Source organism: Pseudomonas sp. BN415 (genome assembly GCF_029871195.1).
In the GTDB taxonomy this organism is placed as follows: domain Bacteria; phylum Pseudomonadota; class Gammaproteobacteria; order Pseudomonadales; family Pseudomonadaceae; genus Metapseudomonas; species Metapseudomonas resinovorans.
Window position 1 is genome coordinate 112,448 of record NZ_SSOK01000031.1, and the last position, 16,398, is coordinate 128,845.

Consider the following 16,398-nt stretch of genomic DNA (forward strand, 5'->3'; position numbering starts at 1 on the left):
GTCAAGCATGAAGAAACGACTAGAAGCGTGGATGTGGCAACTGGGTGTCGCGCTGGGTCTGATCGAAGCACCGCGCCTGCAACCCATCCCAATCCGTAGCGAAGAGCAGCGCCGTCTCGCCGAGCAGCGCCACTTGAGGGAGTAATCGGCTTACTCGTGAGTCCTGAGCCAGTTGTCCGCCAACTCGCGCAAGCGCTCACCTGAGAAGCTCGGGAAATGACCGCCATGCACGGTGCGCACCGGAAGGTCGCGCAGCCGTGCGAGACTTTTTGCGTAGTCGTCCAGGTTTGAGTGGTAAGCGTTATCGATCAGCGGGCCGTCGTAGATGATGTCGCCGCTGAAGAGTGTGCCTGTCTTCGATTCCCACAGGCTGATGCCGCCGGGTGAATGCCCGGGGGTATGCAGCACTTCCAGGACCCGGTCTCCCAGGTCCAGCACATCGCCCTCGTCGATCAGCCGCGTCGCCGGTGCCGCTTTCACGTGGTATTCGGCGTAGCACAGCGGGCAGTCCGGGTGCGCTTCGAACATCTCATCACCGACGAAATCCGCCGACAGGGTATTGGCCCCGGTGGGCGCAGCCAGTATGTCCGCTTCCGCCGGGTGCACCAGACGTTCGGGGAATTCGTGGTGGCCGGCGATATGGTCGAAATGGGTGTGGCTGGCCACGGCCAGCAACGGCCGCTGGGTGAGCCAGGGCAACTGTTCGCGCAGGCTGACCAGGCCCGAGCCAGAGTCGATCAGCAAGTCCTTGTCGCGGCCCTGTACGTGCCAGAGGTTGCAGCGATAGAAGGGGCGCACGAAGGGCTCGCTGATCAGGCTGATGCCGTCATAGCAGTGCTCAACTTCGAACCACTGGTCGCGGCTGACGATTTTCATGGGGTGCTCCGTGCCTGGTTTGCCTGGGGCTGAATCTGTTGGCGTGAATTCATTCGCTATATCTGCGTTGGCTGATGCGAGAGATTTACCATCGGGCCAATAGCCTTGCAGGAGCTGGCTTGCCAGCGAAACGGGGCCATTCGCTGGCAAGCCAGCTCCTACGAGCCATGCAGCTGCTTGCAACACGTAATGCAGACAGCGCGAATGAGTTCGCCCCTATAAGGGTAGGTCGCCCAGGGGGCAATCGAACAAAAAAAGCCCCGGTCGGCAGGGCCGGACCGGGGCGGGAAATGCCGCCTCCGGGGAGAGGCGGCAGTGCATGTCAGGCCAGTTCGCCCGCTGCAGCCGGGCGGCGGGACAGCAGGCTGATGATCACGAAGCTCACCGCGCCTACAGCCAGGCTGTAGTAGATCGGGGTGTTGGCTTCGAGGCCGTCGGTGTACATGAAGACGCAGGCGGTGATGCTGCCCAGGACCATGCTGGCGATGGCGCCGACGGTGCTGGCGCGCTTCCAGTAGATGGCGCCCAGCAGCGGGATCAGCATGCCGCCCACCAGCAGGTTGTACGCCAGGGTCAGGGCGCTGATCACGTCGCTGACGACCAGGGCGATACCGAGGACCACCAGGCCGAGCAGCAGGGTGAAGATGCGGTTTTCATGGGCACTGCCTTCCTCTCCCTTGCGGCCGGTGAACAGCGGCCACAGGTCCTGCGCGGCGGTGGTGGAGGCGGCCAGCAGGCCGGCGCTGGCAGTGGACATCAGGGCGGCCAGGGCAGCGGCGATCACCAGGCCACGGATGCCATCCGGCAAGCTCAGTTGAACGATGCTGGCGAAGGCGTTATTGACGTTGTCCAGGTCGGGCAGCAGCACCTTGGCGGCCATGCCGATCGCAGCGGCGGCCAGACCGTAGAGCACGCAGTAGACGCCAGCGGCGGTGCCGGCGACCTTGGCCACGCTTTCGCTACGGGCCGTGAACACGCGCTGCCAGATGTCCTGGCCGATGAAGATGCCGAAGAAGTAGATCAGGAAGTAGGTGATGATGGTGTCCCAACCGATGGCGGTCATGGAGAAGTAGCTTGCCGGAAGCTTCTCGACCAGAGCGTCCCAGCCGCCTGCATCACTGATGGACATCGGCATCAGGATGAATACCAGGCCGATGGTCATGATCAGGAACTGCACGATGTCGGTCAGGGTCAGGGACCACATGCCACCGATGGTGGAGTAGGCGACCACGATGCCACCGCCGATCAGGATGGCGATCCAGAACGGCATGTCGAACAGCACCTGCATGACGGTGCCGATGGCGATGGTGGAGGTCGCACCGATCATCAGGGCGTAGACCAGCATGATTGCGGCGCTGGCGTGGCGCGCCGTTGGGTTGTAGCGACGTTCCAGCACCTGGGTGACGGTGTAGATCTTCAGCTTCAGCAGCGGCTTGGCGAGGAACAGGCTGATACCGATGATGCCCAGGCCCAGGGCGGCGCAGAGCCAGAAACCGGAAATACCGTGGACGTAGCCCAGGCGAACGGTGCCAATGGTGGAGGCGCCGCCGAGAACCGTGGCGGCCATGGTGCCGAGGTAGAAGCCCGGGCCCAGGTTGCGCCCGGCGACCAGGTAGTCTTCACGGGTCTTGGCGCGGCGCATGCCGTACCAGCCCAGTGCGAGCATGGCAGCTACGTATAGGAGTACTACGAATAAATCCAAAGCCATTTCAGGTCTCTCTTACTATTGTTGTTGTCACGACTTTTTAGGCCGCGACAGGTGTTGCAAAGGCACGCAACGCTTCACACTGCGCCGTTTCAAGCAATCCTGCTTTTCCTATTCCTTGTATTCGGGGCACTCCCGCTCGAGCTTTCTCAGCCAGGCTTCCCAGACCAGCTGGCGTTGCCACTCGCTCGCCTGGAACTGCTCGCAGGCATGCACGCTGAGCTCGTTGGGCATCTCGCGGATGCCCCGCAGGGTGGAGGCGGCGATCTGTATCTCGCACGCCTTGTTCAGGTAGTACATGACGTAGAAGGCGTCGGCGACGCTGGCGCCGACGCTGAGCAGGCCGTGATGGCGCAGCATCAGGGCGATGTTGTCGCCCAGCGATGCCACCAGTCGCTCCCGCTCACCCAGGTCCAGGGCGATGCCTTCGTAGGTGTGGTAACCCACCCGCTGGTGAAACTCGGCGCTGATCTGGTTGAGCTGGGCCAGGCCGTTGTCCGCCGCGGCCACCGCCATGCCCGCCAGGGTATGGGTGTGGATCACGCAGTGGGCATCGGCGCGGGCCATGTGCACGGCGCTGTGAATGGTGAAGCCCGCGACGTTGTAGTCGGCGTTGCCTTCCAGCACCCGGCCATGCATGTCGACCACGATCAGGTCGCTGGCGCGGATTTCCTCGAACATCAGCCCGAACGGGTTGATCAGGAACCGCGGCTCGACGCCCGGCAGGCGAACCGAAAAGTGGGTGTAGAGGGTGTCGTCCCAGCCGAAGAGCGCGGCCAGCCGGTAGGCGGCCGCCAGGTCACGGCGCAGGATGGCTTCGTTCTGTGCGTTCATCAGTGACGGATCTGCGAAAGGAATGCGCGGGTACGCGGATGCTGGGGGTTGTCGAAGAACTCGCTGGGCGTGGCGGTTTCCACGATCTGGCCGGCGTCCATGAACACCACGCGGTCGGCCACCTTGCGGGCGAAGCCCATTTCGTGGGTCACGCAGAGCATGGTCATGCCGTCCTGGGCCAGTTCGGTCATCACTTCCAGCACTTCGCCGACCATTTCCGGGTCCAGCGCCGAGGTGGGCTCGTCGAACAGCATCACCTTGGGGTTCATGCACAGGGCGCGGGCGATGGCCACGCGCTGCTGCTGGCCGCCGGAGAGCTGGCCGGGCTTCTTGTACGCCTGGGAACCGATATGTACGCGGTTGAGGTAGCGCAGGGCCAGTTCCTCGGCCTCCTTGCGCGACATGCCACGGACCTTCATCGGCGCCAGGGTGCAGTTTTCGAGCACCGTCATGTGGGGGAACAGGTTGAAGTTCTGGAACACCATGCCCACTTCGCGACGCACGTGGTCGCTTCCGGCCTTGGTGGAGATGTCCTGGTTCTCGACAATGATGGTGCCGCTGTCATGGGGATTGAGGCGGTTGATGCAGCGGATCAGGGTCGACTTGCCGGAGCCCGACGGGCCGCAGATGACGATCTTCTCGCCCTGGCGCACCGACAGGTCGATGCCCTGCAGCACCTGGAAATCCTCATAGCGCTTGCCGACGTTCTGCAGACGAATGATTTCGTTCATGGCGGAGTCCTCAGATACGGCGCATGCGAGCCAGGGTGCGTTGCACCAGGCCGACGGATTTGCTGCTGGCACTGCCCTGGGCATCCCAGGAGAGGCGTCGTTCGAGTCCGCTTTGCATCCAGGTCAGGGTGTAGACCATGACGAGGTAGTAAACGAGCGCGACGGCGTAGTACTCGGAGAACTGGAAGGTGGTGGAGACCGTCTGCGAGGTCACCGCCATCAGTTCCTGCAGCGAGATGACCGAAGCCAGCGAGGTGATCTTCAGCAGGGTGATGAACTCGTTGGCGGTTGGCGGTACGGCGATGCGCGCGGCCTGCGGCATGATGACGTAACGGAAGGTGTGCCAGCGCGACAGGCCCAGGGCGTGACCGGCGGCGTACTGGCCCTTGTCCACGGATTTCAGCGCGGCGCGGTTGATTTCCACCTGGTAGGCGGCTTCGTTGAGCGACAGCGCGATCCAGGCAGCGATGAAGGGGGTGAACCATTCTTCACGGAACACCGGGAAGAACTGCGGCAGGGCGTTCCACACGAACAACAGTTGCAGCAGCGTCGGGGCGCCGCGGAATACGCTGAGTACGCCGCGCAGCGTGCTGCGCCACACGCTCGCCGGACCGTCCAGGGCCAGGGCGCAGGGAATGGAAATCAGGATGCCCACCGAGTGGGACACCAGGGCCAGCACCAGGGTGATGCAAGCACCCTGGAAGAAGTGCCAGGACGTCAGGGCGTCCCAGAAGACAGTCACATCGAAGTTCATGTACGTGTCCTGCGTAAATGGAAGCGTGCCGTTGCACCCTCCCCCGCAAGCGGGAGAGGGGCGGGCCGTTGGCCTTGCTTACTGCGCGGCGGTTTCCAGGTTGGCTGGATCGAGCTTCCATTTCTCGGCGATGGACTTGAGGGTGCCGTCGGCTTTCAGGGCTGACACGGCGTCCTCGACGGCTTTCTTGTCTTCCGGGCTCGGACGCATGTAGGCGCCGAAGATGTCCTTTTCGGGGAACGCGTAGAGGGTCTTGAACTGGCCAGGGGTCTGCAGTTCGCGGTAGGCCAGTTCGGTGTCCTGGGACAGGCCGGCGGCGGCGCGGCCAACCAGTACCTGCTGGGCCACGTCACTGCCTTTCGGATAGGTCTGCAGGGTGGCCGGGGCCTTGCCAGCGGCCTTCAGGTCAGCATTGAGCTTTTCCATGATGGTCACGTAGCGGGTGCCGGACTGCACCGCCACCACCTTGCCGGAGAGGTCGTCCAGGCTGTTCAGTGTGAGGTCGCTCTTGCCGCTGCCAAAGACGATGGTGGCGCTGGCGAGGTAGGCCACGGCGTTCAGCTTCTGGGTGCGCTCAGGCGTGATCAGCGTGCCGCTGATCACCGCGTCGCAACGCTTGGCATCCAGGCCCGGGAGCAGGCCGGTGAACTCGGTGACGATGAAGCGAGGTTTCACGCCCCAGTGCTTGGCCAGGGCGCGAATCAGGTCCGCGTCGAAGCCACTGGGTTCGCGGTCACCGGTTTTCTCGAAGAACTCCAGCGGCGGGAAAGTCGGGTCGGAACAGACCTGGAAACTTCCCGAACTCACGAACGAGGGCTTGGCGTCGGCGGCCATGGCGCCACCGCTGAGGGTGGCGGCGAACAGACCGGCGAGGGCAAACAGTTTCAGCGGACGATTGCTCATCGTTAACTCCTTCAAGGCGTATTGCAGTGGTTGTTGTTGTAGGCAGTCGCAATAAAGTGGAGCTGTTTCGTTCTTATGCAGCTTCAGGAGAAACCTGAGCGGGCCTTTGGGGCCGTGGCTAAGGGCTGGTTCCTGAAGAGTCGTCAGCAGTGCCAGGGGACAGCGGCTTGTCGCAGGTGTGGAGGACGAAGCTGGCGTCCTCCAGTACCTGTTGCTGCCCGGTCATGGCTGCGCTCAACGACGCACAACGCCCGGCAGGACGCAGAGCATTTCGTAGAGCAGGTTGGCGCCCAGCAGCGAGGTGTTGCCGGTGGTGTCGTAGGGCGGGGAGACTTCGACCAGGTCGCCGCCGATGACGTCCAGGCCCTGGCAGCCACGGATGATTTCCATCGCCTGGATGGTGGTCAGGCCGCCGATTTCCGGGGTGCCGGTACCGGGCGCCCAGGCCGGGTCGATGCCGTCGATGTCGAAGGAGAGGTAAACCGGGCCGCCGCCGACTTTTTCGCGGACTTCAGCCATCAGCGGTGCCAGCGACTTGTGCCAGCACTCTTCGGCCTGGACCACGCGAAAGCCCTGCTTGCGGCTCCAGTTGAAGTCTTCAGCGGTGTAGCCCTGGGCGCGCAGGCCGATCTGTACCACGCGGTCGCAATCCAGCAGGCCTTCTTCCACGGCGCGGCGGAAGGTGGTGCCGTGGGCGATCTTCTCGCCGAACATGTGGTCGTTGACGTCGGCGTGGGCGTCGATGTGCACCAGGCCCACCTTGCCGTGCACCTTGTTGATGGCACGCAGGATCGGCAGGGTGATGGTGTGGTCGCCGCCCAGGGTCAGCGGGACGATGCCGTGGCCGAGGATGCGGTCGTATTCCTGCTCGATGATGCGCACGGCTTCCAGCAGGTTGAAGGTGTTGATGGCAACGTCGCCGATGTCGGCCACGTTCAGCGAATCGAAGGGCGCTGCGCCGGTCGCCATGTTGTACGGGCGGATCATCACCGATTCGGCGCGGATTTCGCGGGGGCCGAAGCGGGTACCGGAACGCAGGGAGGTGCCGATGTCCAGCGGAACGCCTACGAAGGCGGCATCCAGGGCGTCGAGTTCGGCGGGAGTTTGAATGTGGGGCAGGCGCATCATGGTGGCGATGCCGCCGAAACGGGGCATTTCATTGCCGCCCAGGGGCTGATGGAGTTTCTTGTCCACGGGGTGGCCTCACGGTTGTTGTGGTTGTAGGTAGTGGGGGGATTCTGGTGACAGTGCCATCACTGAAAAATCGCTGGCTGCAAATAATTACTTCAAGGATTTCTAAACTATCGGGAGCGGGTACACTGCCGCGGCTGGTGGCGAACACCGGTTCTTGTGGGGGCGAGTTCATTCGCTAAGGGACGCGCAGCGGCCCCATGAGACATTGCATTGGCAGGCCTGCGGCCTGCTCAGCGAATGATTTCGCCCCCACAGGAAGGGACCCTGCATTGTTCTCGGCCTATCCGGAGCCCCCATGTCCACCGCCATGCCCGACCTGAAACTCCTGCGCATCTTCGCCAGCGTGGTCCGCAACCAGGGCTTCGCCGCCGCGCAGCAGGAATTGAACCTCTCCACCTCGGCCATCAGCACCTACATGAGCCAGCTGGAAGGGCAGGTGGGCCTGACGCTTTGCCATCGCGGGCGGGGCGGGTTCAGCCTGACCAGCAAAGGCGAGCTGTACTACCAGGAGACCCTGCGTCTGTTGGGCGAGCTGGAAAGCTTCGAGCGCTACTCCGCGTCTCTCAAGGGCGAGCTGCGCGGCACGCTGAATCTCGGTGTGCTCGACTCCACAGTGAGCGATCCCGCTTTGCCGCTGGCTGAAGTGATCGGCGCCTACAGCCAAGAGCACGCGGCGGTGCACCTGCACCTCTCGGTGATGAGCCCTTACGATCTGCAGCTCGGTGTGCTCGACAACCGCCTGGACCTGGCCATCGGCGCGTTCTCCACGCGGATGAACGGCCTGGTCTACCAGCCACTTTACCGCGAACAGCACTGGCTCTATTGCAGTGAGCGCCACCCGCTGTACAACGAGCGGCGCATTCCTGGCGAGCTCATCACTCAGCAGCGCATGGTGGGGCGTGGCTACTGGAGCCAGGCAGAACTGGCGCGCCACGGCTTCAAGCACAGCGCGGCGACAGTGGAATCCATGGAAGCGCAACTGATCCTGGTGCTGTCCGGCGCCTACATCGGCTACCTGCCCGAGCACTACGCTCAGCCCTGGGTCGAGCAGAAGCGCCTGCGGGTCCTGCTGCCGGCGACCTTCGGCTACCAGGCGCCGTTTTCCATGATCCTGCGCCGGGGGCGGGCCAAGGAGCCATTGATCCTCACCTTCCGTGACTTGTTGCGGGCCCAGTTGAACCTGCGCTGACGTTCGCAGAGTTTTTGCGTTGTGCCTTATGTTTGGCGGCTTCACCCGCGAGTTCCTTGTCGGGGCGAATTCATTCATTCGCCAAGGGTGGTGTAGCCGCCCCAGCGTGTCGCCTGGACACCCTGTGGCAGAATGCGCCTCTCAGGAGACCCTTCATGCCCCGCCCTCAATGCCCGCGCTGTCAGCGACCCGAAACCCATTGCCTGTGCCCGCTGATTCCGCATCTGGCCAGCCGTACCCGCGTGCTGCTGTTGCAGCATCCGAGCGAGGTGAGCCATGCCCTGAACACCGCGCGCCTGGCAGCCCTGGGGCTGGCGAATGCGGAGTTGCGGGTGGGCGAGCGCTTCGCCGATCTGGCCGACACACTCGCCGATCCGGACTACCGCGCCTGCCTCTTGTTTCCCGGCGAGGCGGCCCGGCCGGTGGGCGAAATGGGGGCCACCGATCCGCGCCCACTGCTGCTGGTGGTGCCCGATGGCACCTGGCGCAAGGCGCGCAAGTTGCTCTACCTCAACCCCGAACTCCAAGCCCTGCCACGGGTGACCCTGCCCGAGGGGCTGACCTCCCGCTACCGCTTGCGCAAGGCGCCCATGGCGGGTGCCTTGTCCACTCTCGAAGCTATTGTTGCTGCCCTCGATATCGTCGAAGCGCCAGCGCGCTACGACGACCTGCTACGGCCGTTCGAAGCGCTGATTCAGGGACAGATCGAGGCGATGGGGGAGGAGACTTTCAGGAAGAACCACGGGGATGGTGAATGAATCCCGAAGGGGCGCACAAGCAAGCTCCCTCCCCCTTTGGGAGAGGGTTGGGGTGAGGGCTAGTGGGAAATGCAGGGAGTCGAAGGGGTAGGAACTCGTTCTGCTTGGCGATTGAAATAGCTCCGTCTGCATTACGTGTTGCAAGTAGCTGCATGGCCCGTAGGCGCTGGCTTGCCAGCGAATGGCAGTGTTTCGCTGGCAAGCCAGCTCCTACAAGGCTCTTGGCCCGATGGTCAATCGCTAGATGTAGGGTGGATGACGCTTTATTCATCCACCATCGGCGTCACGCCGGATTCCGAATGGTGGAAATGAAAAGCGATTTCCACCCTACGGGACTGCATCGCCTCACCGCTCGCGCATCGCTTCCTGCCGGGCTTTCAGCACCGGCTTGAGCAGGTAGTCCAGCACGGTCTTCTGGCCAGTGATGATGTCCACCGTGGCGACCATGCCGGGGATGATCAGCAGCGGGTGGTCGTCCTTGCCCAGGTGATTCTTATCGGTACGCACCTGGATCAAGTAGAAGCTCTTGCCTTCCTCATCCTGGATGGTGTCGGCGCTGATCAGCTCCAGATCGGCCTTGAGGCCGCCGTAGATGGTGTAGTCATAGGCCGTGAACTTGACCATGGCTTTCTGGCCGGGGTGCAGGAAGGCCACGTCTTGCGGACGGATGCGCGCTTCGATCAGCAGGCTGTCTTCCAGCGGCACCACTTCCACCAGGTCGCTGCCGGGCTGCACCACGCCGCCGATGGTGTTCACCTTGAGCTGCTTGATCACCCCGCGTACCGGAGACACCACGGTGGTGCGGCTGACGCGGTCGTCGATGGCCTTGCCGGTGGAGGTTATTTTCGACAGCTCGGTGCGCACCTCGTTGAGTTCCTTGAAGGCGTCGGAGCGGAAGGCAAGCTGGCTTTCCTCCATCTTCCGCTCGATCTCGGACATGGCCGATTCGGCGCGAGGGATGGCCAGGTTGGTCGCCTCCAGTTCGCCACGGGTTTCCACGGCGCTGCGCTGCAGGCGGAGGATCTCCACCTGGGAGATGGCGCCGGCCTTCACCAGGGGCTGGGACATGTTCAGCTCTTGCTGGATCAGCCCCAGGCTGGAGCGGTACTGCCCGCTCTTGGAACGGAACTCGGCCAGTTCTTGCTTCTTCTGCCGCAGCTGTTCGCTGAGAATGCGCTGCTCGCTTTCGAGGCGCTGGGCGCGTGCCCGGTACAGCGATGTTTCGTCCTCGGCCAGTTGCGGCGCCTCGCGCATGATCTCTTCGGGCAGGGCCAGTTCGCGCCCCTCGGCTTCGGCTGAAAGGCGTTCGACGCGGGCCGTCAGGGCCAGCCTGTCAGCCTCGCTCTCGCCCTTGTTGGAGAGGAAGCGGGTGTCGTCCAGGCGCAGCAGCACAGCGCCCTTGTCCACCACCTGGCCCTCGCGCACGAGGATTTCCGAGACGATGCCGCCTTCCAGGTTCTGGATCACCTGCACCTTGCTGGAGGGGATCGCCTTGCCTTCACCGGTGGTCACTTCCTCCAGCACCGCGAAGTGCGCCCAGATCAGCGCCACCAGCAGCAGGGTACACGCCACCCAGACCGTGATGCGGGTGGCCCGTGGCGAGTCTTCCAGCATGGCGCCGGCCACTTCCGGCATGAACGCGGTATCGGCGCGGTTGCGGCGACCGAAGTAGGGGGTGGACTTTTCTGCGCTGGCCATGGCGTGTCTCCTCAGGCATTGCCCTGGCCGATGCGGCCTTTGCGCAGGGCGTCGATGACGGTGTCCTTGGGCCCGTCGGCGACCACCTGGCCGTTGTCCAGTACCACCAGGCGATCGACAAGCGCCAGCATCGAGCTGCGATGGGTGATGAGGATAAATGTCTTGCCCGCAGACCAGGTCGCCAGGCGCTGCCGCAGTTGTTCTTCGCTGCTGTTGTCCATGGCGCTGGTGGGTTCGTCGAGCACAAGCAGGGGTGGGTCGAGCAGCAGTGCGCGGGCCAGCAACACGGCCTGGCGCTGGCCGCTGGAAAGCAGCTGGCCGCGCTCGCCCACCGGCCGGTCATAACCTTGCGGGTGTTGGCGGGCGAGCTCGCCGACGCCGGTCATTTCCGCGACTTCGAGCATGCGCTCGTCGCTTACGTAGCGCGCGCCCAGGGTCAGGTTGTCGCGCAGGCTGCCGGCCAGCAACGGCAGGTCGTGACTGACGTAGCCGATCTGCTGGCGCAGGTCGCCAATGTCGGTCTGCCGGAGGTCGATGCCATCCAGCAGCAGTTGGCCTTCGTCCGGCGCGTAGAAACCGAGAATCAGGCGCGCCAGGGTGCTCTTGCCCGAGCCGCTGCGGCCGATGATGCCGACGCGCTCTCCGGCGGCCAGGCGCAGGCTGACCTTGTTGAGCGCCGGGGTGGTCTGCCCCGGGTAGCGGAACTCCACCTGGCAAATGTCCAGATTGCCTTTGAACACCTGGTGCTCCAGCGGCTGCTGGATGGCCTCACGCTCCTGGGGCAGGGTCATCAGGGCGTCGGTGGATTTCATGGTCAGACGCGCCTGCTGGTAGCGAGTTATCAACCCGGCGATCTGCCCAAGTGGCGAGAGCACGCGGCTGTTGAGCATGTAGCAGGCCACCAGCGCACCGACGCTGAGGTTGCCGGCGATGATGCTGTAGACCCCGGCGACTATCACTGCCAGGCCGGCGAACTGCTGCATGAACAGGGTGCCGTTGGTGGCCAGGGCGGAGAGGAAACGGGCATGGCTGTCGAGCCGGGTGAGGGCGCCGTGGGTGTGTTCCCAGCGATGCTGGCGCTCGCTTTCGGCGCCGCAGGCCTTGAGGGTTTCCAGGCCCGAGAGGGTTTCGATCAGCAGCGCCTGGCGTTCGGCGCCCAAGGTCAGGCTGCGCTGCACCGTGTCGCGCAGGCGCGTCTGGATGATCCAGGCGAAGAGCGCGGTGAGCGGGAAGGCCAGGAGCGGGATGACCACCAGGGGCCCTCCGAGCAGGCCGATCACCAGCAGCATCAGCACCGAGAAGGGCAGGTCGATCAGGCTGGTGAGGGTCACCGCAGTGAGAAATTCCCGCAACCCCTGAAAGTCGTGGATGCTCTGGGCAAAGCCCCCGATGGTGGACGGCCGCGCCTTGATAGACATGCCGATGATGCGTTCGAACAGCGTCGCCGAAAGCACCACGTCGGTCTTCTTGCCGGCGTTGTCCAGCAGGTTGGCGCGCAGCACCCGCAGCAGCAGGTCGAAGCCAGTACCAATGAGCAGGCCGATGGTCAGTACCCAGAGCGTCGAGGTGGCCTGGTTGGGCACTACGCGGTCGTAGGTCTGCATCACGAACAACGGCACCAGCATGCCCAGCAGGTTGATCAGCAGGCTTGCCAGCATGGCATCGGCATAGAGCCAGCGGGATAGCCGCAAGGTGTCGCGGAACCAGGAGGTTACCCGGGGCACGAGCGGCGCGTGGGCATCCTCCAGTTCATGGCGCGGGCGAGCGAACAGGGCCTGGCCGCTGTATTCCAGGGCCAGTATGTCGCGGGGCACCCATTGCTCGCCGCCGTCGGCTTCGCAGGGCAGGATCAGCGCGCGGCCCTTGTCGTCGAAGCGGGTCAGCACCGCGCTGCGGCCGCCTTTGAGCAATAGCAGCAGCGGCAGGTTGAGTGGAGAGATGGCGTCTAGTTCGCGGCGCAGCAGACGGCCCTGCAAACCGGCGCGCGCTGCCGCGCGAGGCAGCAGTTCCGCAGACAGGCGCTGGCCCGGCAACGGCAGGCCGCTGCTCAGGCTGGCGCGGCTGGCGGCACGACCATGCAGTCGGCATAGGATCAGCAGGCCGTCGAGCAGCGGGTCGTCATGGCCCTGTCGCGGATCTCTGGGACTGTCAGTCCGTTCCATGGTGGTCATGGTCCTGGACTCCCATACTGATTCACTTCATATCCGGCAACTGGGCTTCGCTCTTCACCTCGGTGAGGGCGACGGCTTCAGCCGGGACCACGACCTTCTGGCGGCGCAGCAGGTCGCCCATGGCCGAAATCACCCGGTACATGGAAAACTCTTCGGTGTAGCGCACCTCCACATAGCGGCGGTTGGCGGTGAAGAGTTCGTTCTCGCTGTCCAGTAGGTCCAGCAGGGTGCGCTGGCCGAGGCCGAACTGCTGCTGGTAAGCCTCACGGACGCGGGCCGTGTAGTCGGCGTAGGCGCGTGCCTCGGGGGTCTGCTTGCGGGCGTTTTCCATGGCGTTCCAGGCCAGGGCAAGGTTTTCGTTCAGCACCCGCAGAGCGTTGTTGCGGATGTCCATGGACTGGTTGATCTGGTGGGCCGCGGCTTGCAACCGGGCCTTGTCGCGCATGCCGTTGAACAGGTTGTAGTTCATCACCACACCGGCCCGCCAGGTGTTGTAGTGACCCTCATCGCCCTGCACGTTGTCGTCAGCGGTGGTGGCCAACTCGGCGTCCAGGCGCGGGTAGAAGGGCGACTTGGCAGACTCATACTGGCTCTCGGCGGCCTGCACATCGGACTGGGCCGATTTCAGCAGGGGATTGGTTTCCATCACGCCCTGACGCGCGGCCATCAGGTCGGCGGGCATCTCACCCTTGATGGTGGCCGGTGTCACCAGCTCGTCGGCCGGCATGCCTACGGCGCTGTAGAAACTGGCTTCGGCGTCGGCCAGGTTCACTTCTTCGGTGTAGAGATTGTTCTTGGCCAGGGCCAGGCGCGCTTCGGCCTGGTCGAAGTCGGCGGTGCTGCCCACACCGCGCTCGCTGCGCAGGCCGATCTGGTCGTGGATACGCTCGTGGGCCATCAGGTTGTTCTTGGCCAGGGCCACCATCTCACGACGCTTGAGAACGTCCAGGTACACCTCGACGGTGCGCAGCGCCAGGCTCTCGGCGGTACCCAAGGTGAAGTAGGCGCGTGAATTGACCACGGCCTTGGTGCGATCCACCTCGTTGGGCGTGTTGAAACCATCGAACAACATTTGCCGCAGACGCAGTTCGGCATCACGGAAATTCAGGGTTTCCTTGTTGTGATCACCGAGTGCTCGTGTGGAGGGGCTGTCGCTCTGCTCCCGACCTACACCGGTTATCAGGTCGACGGTCGGCAAGTACCCACCTTTGGCGACTTTCGCCTCTTCGTCTGCCACCAGTCGATCCTGGGCGCTGGCGAGGAGTTCGGGGTGCTTGTCCAAGGTGCTCTGGATCGCGTCCGTGAGCGTCATGGCCTGGATTTGCGTGGCTGCCATGGCAAGCAGAACGCTGGACCACAGGGGGGTGAAAGTGCGCATTTTTTGTCGTTCTCCATGTCCGATTTTTGCTTCCTGGCGCCGAAAAATTGGCGGAAATCCATGGCAAACCGTTTCAGGCTTGTAACATCAGAGCTAAGAACAACTTTCGAAGGGGCTAAGAAGAAATTTTCACATGCACTATCAGGAAAAATTCTTATGCACTCGTCGGAAATCCAAGACATCTTTTTGCCAGCAGATCGCATGTTTTGGGGCCTACAGGTCCCACCTGCGGGTGCCAAATGTGGTCAAGCACATATCAAGGAACTCAGGGCGGGGTAAATCCGACGGAGAAGGGCGACGTCGGACTGCGTGACGTTTTATTGACATTGCGTGGTTTTGTACGGGTGTGAGCCTCTTCTCTCTGACGCTTCTTCAGCGGACCGATGTCCGGTTTGACGTGCTGTGACTCTCATTGACTAGTGTCGGCGCTGCCCGTTTGGCAGCACGCGGTGCGGGAGGAAGGAGTCATGGCTGGATCAATCGGGGTCGTTCGGCAGGTCGTAGGTGAAGTCTTCGCAGTGGCAGCGGATGGTTCACGCCGCTTGCTCACCGAAGGCGATCGGGTATTCGCTGGCGAGCAACTGGTCACTGGCGCCCAGGGCGCGGTGGCAGTGGCCCTGGCCAACGGCCAGGAACTGGTGCTCGGCCGTGAGAGCAGCATGGCACTGAACAACGGCTTGCTGGCCGGCACCCCAGTTGCCACCCAGCCCGTCGCCGACGATTCCGCCGCCACACCCAGTGAGCAGGACCTCACCGACGTCGAGAAGCTGCAGGCCGCCATCGAGGCGGGTGTTGACCCGACCCAGGCCGCCGAAGCAACTGCGGCCGGGCCGGGCTCGGGTAGCGGTGGTTCCGGTAACGCCGGTGGCGGTCACTCCTTCGTGCTGTTGGGAGAGACCGCAGGCAGGGTCGATCCCAATATCGGCTTCCCTACTGGCCCAATCGGCTCGGTTCCCGAGTTTCCCAATCCCGATGTCGCCATTGCGGCAGAGGATCTGGAGGTGGTCGTACCTCCGGTCAACGGTGTGCCGGTCGCCGAAGATGATGCCCAGACGGTCGAAGAGGGCGTCGAAGGCGTGCAGGGCAATGTGCTGGATAACGATGACGGCGGCCCCGATCTGCCAACGCAGTTCCTTTCCTGGCAAGCCCCAGGTGCATCCAGCGGTCCGAACGGCAGCCTGCTGGTGAGCACACCGTATGGTGTGGTGACCCTGAACCCCGACGGCAGCTACAACTTTGAACTGGCCAACGGTACGCCGGCAGTCGAAGGGCTGGGCGAAGGGGAGACCGTCAACCTCGACTTCGGCTACAGCATCCAGGACGGCAATGGCGACCAGAGCTCCGCAAATCTGACCATTACCATCGTCGGCCAAAATGACGTTCCAACTGTGGAAGTCAATTTCCCCAATGCCGAGGGCGGTGTCGTCCGGGTGTTCGAGCGTGGCCTGCCTGGCGGTTCCAGCGAAGGCGATGGCAGCAATGTGGTGCATGGCACCTTCACGATTCGGGACCCTGACGGCCTGGACAAGTTGAAGAGCCTGGGCGTTGGTGGCCTGGACCTGCAGATCGACCCGGAGCATCCGCTTGCCAGCTTGATCGGCGGGGGGTTCGAAGCGGCTTTTGGCACTGTCCGAATCACCGGATTCGATGCTTCCACCGGCACCTTCAGCTTCAGTTACACGCTGACCAGGCCCATTTCCGACCTCGCCGCAGGCGAGGAGCGAGATGGATTTCTCATCAGTTTGAGCGACGGCCTGGGGCTACCGATTTCGACCAATGTCAGCATCGAGATCGTCGACGATGTGCCGCAGGCCAACCCGGACAGCGGCAGCCTGACGGAGAACGGCGTACCGTCGAGCCTGTCCGGCAATGTGCTGGGCAACGACGTGGGTGGTGCCGACCAACCGAAGGCCTTCACCAGTTGGAACGGGGTGGCCGGTGCCACCGCAGGCGAGAATGGCAGCCTGCTGGTGAACACCCCCTATGGCGTGGTGACCCTGAACGCCGACGGCAGCTACAGCTTCGTGCTGGCCAATGGTTCGGCAGCGGTGGAAGCCCTGACCGAAGGCCAGCAGGTGACCCTGCAATACGCCTATTCCATGCAGGATGCTGACGGCGACCCGAGCAATTCGACGCTGACCCTTACCATCACCGGCAGCAACGACATCCCCACCGTGGAGGTGAGCACCCCGGATGCCGAGGGCGGG

14 protein-coding genes are annotated in these 16,398 nt (G+C 63.6%); 4 read left to right on the plus strand and 10 right to left on the minus strand.

Annotation, left to right across the window (positions count from 1 at the left end):
- Positions 1-7: 7 nt before the first annotated feature.
- On the plus strand, positions 8-145 hold the full coding sequence (locus E8F20_RS09315; RefSeq protein ID WP_280283499.1) for a PA1414 family protein: 138 nt from the start codon (positions 8-10) through the stop codon (positions 143-145).
- 5 nt (positions 146-150) lie between these two features.
- Here E8F20_RS09315 and E8F20_RS09320 read toward each other — a convergent pair whose 3' ends face one another.
- The 7 genes from E8F20_RS09320 to speB form a co-directional block, all read right to left on the minus strand.
- Complete coding sequence (locus E8F20_RS09320) at positions 151-876, minus strand: MBL fold metallo-hydrolase (protein WP_280283500.1); 726 nt, start codon at positions 874-876, stop codon at positions 151-153.
- Positions 877-1,198: 322 nt separating this feature from the next.
- Positions 1,199-2,584 (minus strand): sodium:solute symporter, encoded by a 1,386-nt coding sequence (locus E8F20_RS09325; RefSeq protein WP_280283501.1) that lies wholly within the window; start codon positions 2,582-2,584, stop codon positions 1,199-1,201.
- A 108-nt stretch (positions 2,585-2,692) separates the two neighbouring features.
- Positions 2,693-3,415 carry a class II aldolase/adducin family protein gene (locus tag E8F20_RS09330; RefSeq protein ID WP_280283502.1) on the minus strand — a complete coding sequence of 241 codons (723 nt, stop codon included), beginning with the start codon at positions 3,413-3,415 and terminating at the stop codon, positions 2,693-2,695.
- On the minus strand, positions 3,415-4,146 hold the full coding sequence (locus E8F20_RS09335) for an amino acid ABC transporter ATP-binding protein (protein WP_280283503.1): 732 nt from the start codon (positions 4,144-4,146) through the stop codon (positions 3,415-3,417). The genes E8F20_RS09330 and E8F20_RS09335 overlap by 1 nt, the downstream gene beginning before the upstream one ends.
- A 10-nt stretch (positions 4,147-4,156) precedes the next feature.
- Positions 4,157-4,900, minus strand: a complete 744-nt coding sequence (locus E8F20_RS09340; protein ID WP_280283504.1) for an amino acid ABC transporter permease — start codon at positions 4,898-4,900, stop codon at positions 4,157-4,159.
- A gap of 78 nt (positions 4,901-4,978) precedes the next feature.
- The gene (locus tag E8F20_RS09345; RefSeq protein ID WP_280283505.1) at positions 4,979-5,803 is read right to left on the minus strand and encodes a transporter substrate-binding domain-containing protein; all 825 of its coding nucleotides are present in this window, start codon (positions 5,801-5,803) and stop codon (positions 4,979-4,981) included.
- A gap of 234 nt (positions 5,804-6,037) precedes the next feature.
- On the minus strand, positions 6,038-6,997 hold the full coding sequence (speB, locus tag E8F20_RS09350) for an agmatinase (protein ID WP_137820813.1): 960 nt from the start codon (positions 6,995-6,997) through the stop codon (positions 6,038-6,040).
- Between the two features lie 295 nt (positions 6,998-7,292).
- Between speB and E8F20_RS09355 the strand changes: the two genes are divergently transcribed.
- Together E8F20_RS09355 and E8F20_RS09360 are read left to right on the plus strand one after the other, a co-directional pair.
- Positions 7,293-8,186, plus strand: a complete 894-nt coding sequence (locus E8F20_RS09355; RefSeq protein WP_280283506.1) for a LysR family transcriptional regulator — start codon at positions 7,293-7,295, stop codon at positions 8,184-8,186.
- A gap of 155 nt (positions 8,187-8,341) precedes the next feature.
- Positions 8,342-8,944 (plus strand): DTW domain-containing protein, encoded by a 603-nt coding sequence (locus E8F20_RS09360; protein WP_280283507.1) that lies wholly within the window; start codon positions 8,342-8,344, stop codon positions 8,942-8,944.
- A gap of 345 nt (positions 8,945-9,289) precedes the next feature.
- Here E8F20_RS09360 and E8F20_RS09365 read toward each other — a convergent pair whose 3' ends face one another.
- The 3 genes from E8F20_RS09365 to E8F20_RS09375 are packed head-to-tail and all read right to left on the minus strand — an operon-like array spanning position 9,290 to position 14,191.
- Positions 9,290-10,642: an HlyD family type I secretion periplasmic adaptor subunit gene (locus E8F20_RS09365; RefSeq protein WP_280283508.1), complete on the minus strand. Its 1,353-nt coding sequence runs from the start codon at positions 10,640-10,642 to the stop codon at positions 9,290-9,292.
- Positions 10,643-10,653: 11 nt separating this feature from the next.
- Positions 10,654-12,813: a type I secretion system permease/ATPase gene (locus E8F20_RS09370; RefSeq protein WP_280283509.1), complete on the minus strand. Its 2,160-nt coding sequence runs from the start codon at positions 12,811-12,813 to the stop codon at positions 10,654-10,656.
- 22 nt (positions 12,814-12,835) lie between these two features.
- Positions 12,836-14,191, minus strand: a complete 1,356-nt coding sequence (locus E8F20_RS09375) for a TolC family outer membrane protein (protein ID WP_280283510.1) — start codon at positions 14,189-14,191, stop codon at positions 12,836-12,838.
- 467 nt (positions 14,192-14,658) lie between these two features.
- Here E8F20_RS09375 and E8F20_RS09380 point away from each other — a divergent pair.
- A partial coding sequence (locus tag E8F20_RS09380) for a retention module-containing protein (RefSeq protein WP_280283511.1) occupies positions 14,659-16,398 on the plus strand: 1,740 nt, incomplete at its 3' end.

What these genes read in the sequence shown, in the direction of transcription:
- E8F20_RS09315 (WP_280283499.1), top strand. Translation starts at nt 8, where the DNA reads ATGAAGAAACGACTAGAAGCGTGGATGTGGCAACTGGGTGTCGCGCTG.
- E8F20_RS09320 (WP_280283500.1), bottom strand. Translation starts at nt 876, where the DNA reads ATGAAAATCGTCAGCCGCGACCAGTGGTTCGAAGTTGAGCACTGCTAT.
- E8F20_RS09325 (WP_280283501.1), bottom strand. Translation starts at nt 2,584, where the DNA reads ATGGCTTTGGATTTATTCGTAGTACTCCTATACGTAGCTGCCATGCTC.
- E8F20_RS09330 (WP_280283502.1), bottom strand. Translation starts at nt 3,415, where the DNA reads ATGAACGCACAGAACGAAGCCATCCTGCGCCGTGACCTGGCGGCCGCC.
- E8F20_RS09335 (WP_280283503.1), bottom strand. Translation starts at nt 4,146, where the DNA reads ATGAACGAAATCATTCGTCTGCAGAACGTCGGCAAGCGCTATGAGGAT.
- E8F20_RS09340 (WP_280283504.1), bottom strand. Translation starts at nt 4,900, where the DNA reads ATGAACTTCGATGTGACTGTCTTCTGGGACGCCCTGACGTCCTGGCAC.
- E8F20_RS09345 (WP_280283505.1), bottom strand. Translation starts at nt 5,803, where the DNA reads ATGAGCAATCGTCCGCTGAAACTGTTTGCCCTCGCCGGTCTGTTCGCC.
- E8F20_RS09355 (WP_280283506.1), top strand. Translation starts at nt 7,293, where the DNA reads ATGTCCACCGCCATGCCCGACCTGAAACTCCTGCGCATCTTCGCCAGC.
- E8F20_RS09360 (WP_280283507.1), top strand. Translation starts at nt 8,342, where the DNA reads ATGCCCCGCCCTCAATGCCCGCGCTGTCAGCGACCCGAAACCCATTGC.
- E8F20_RS09365 (WP_280283508.1), bottom strand. Translation starts at nt 10,642, where the DNA reads ATGGCCAGCGCAGAAAAGTCCACCCCCTACTTCGGTCGCCGCAACCGC.
- E8F20_RS09370 (WP_280283509.1), bottom strand. Translation starts at nt 12,813, where the DNA reads ATGACCACCATGGAACGGACTGACAGTCCCAGAGATCCGCGACAGGGC.
- E8F20_RS09375 (WP_280283510.1), bottom strand. Translation starts at nt 14,191, where the DNA reads ATGCGCACTTTCACCCCCCTGTGGTCCAGCGTTCTGCTTGCCATGGCA.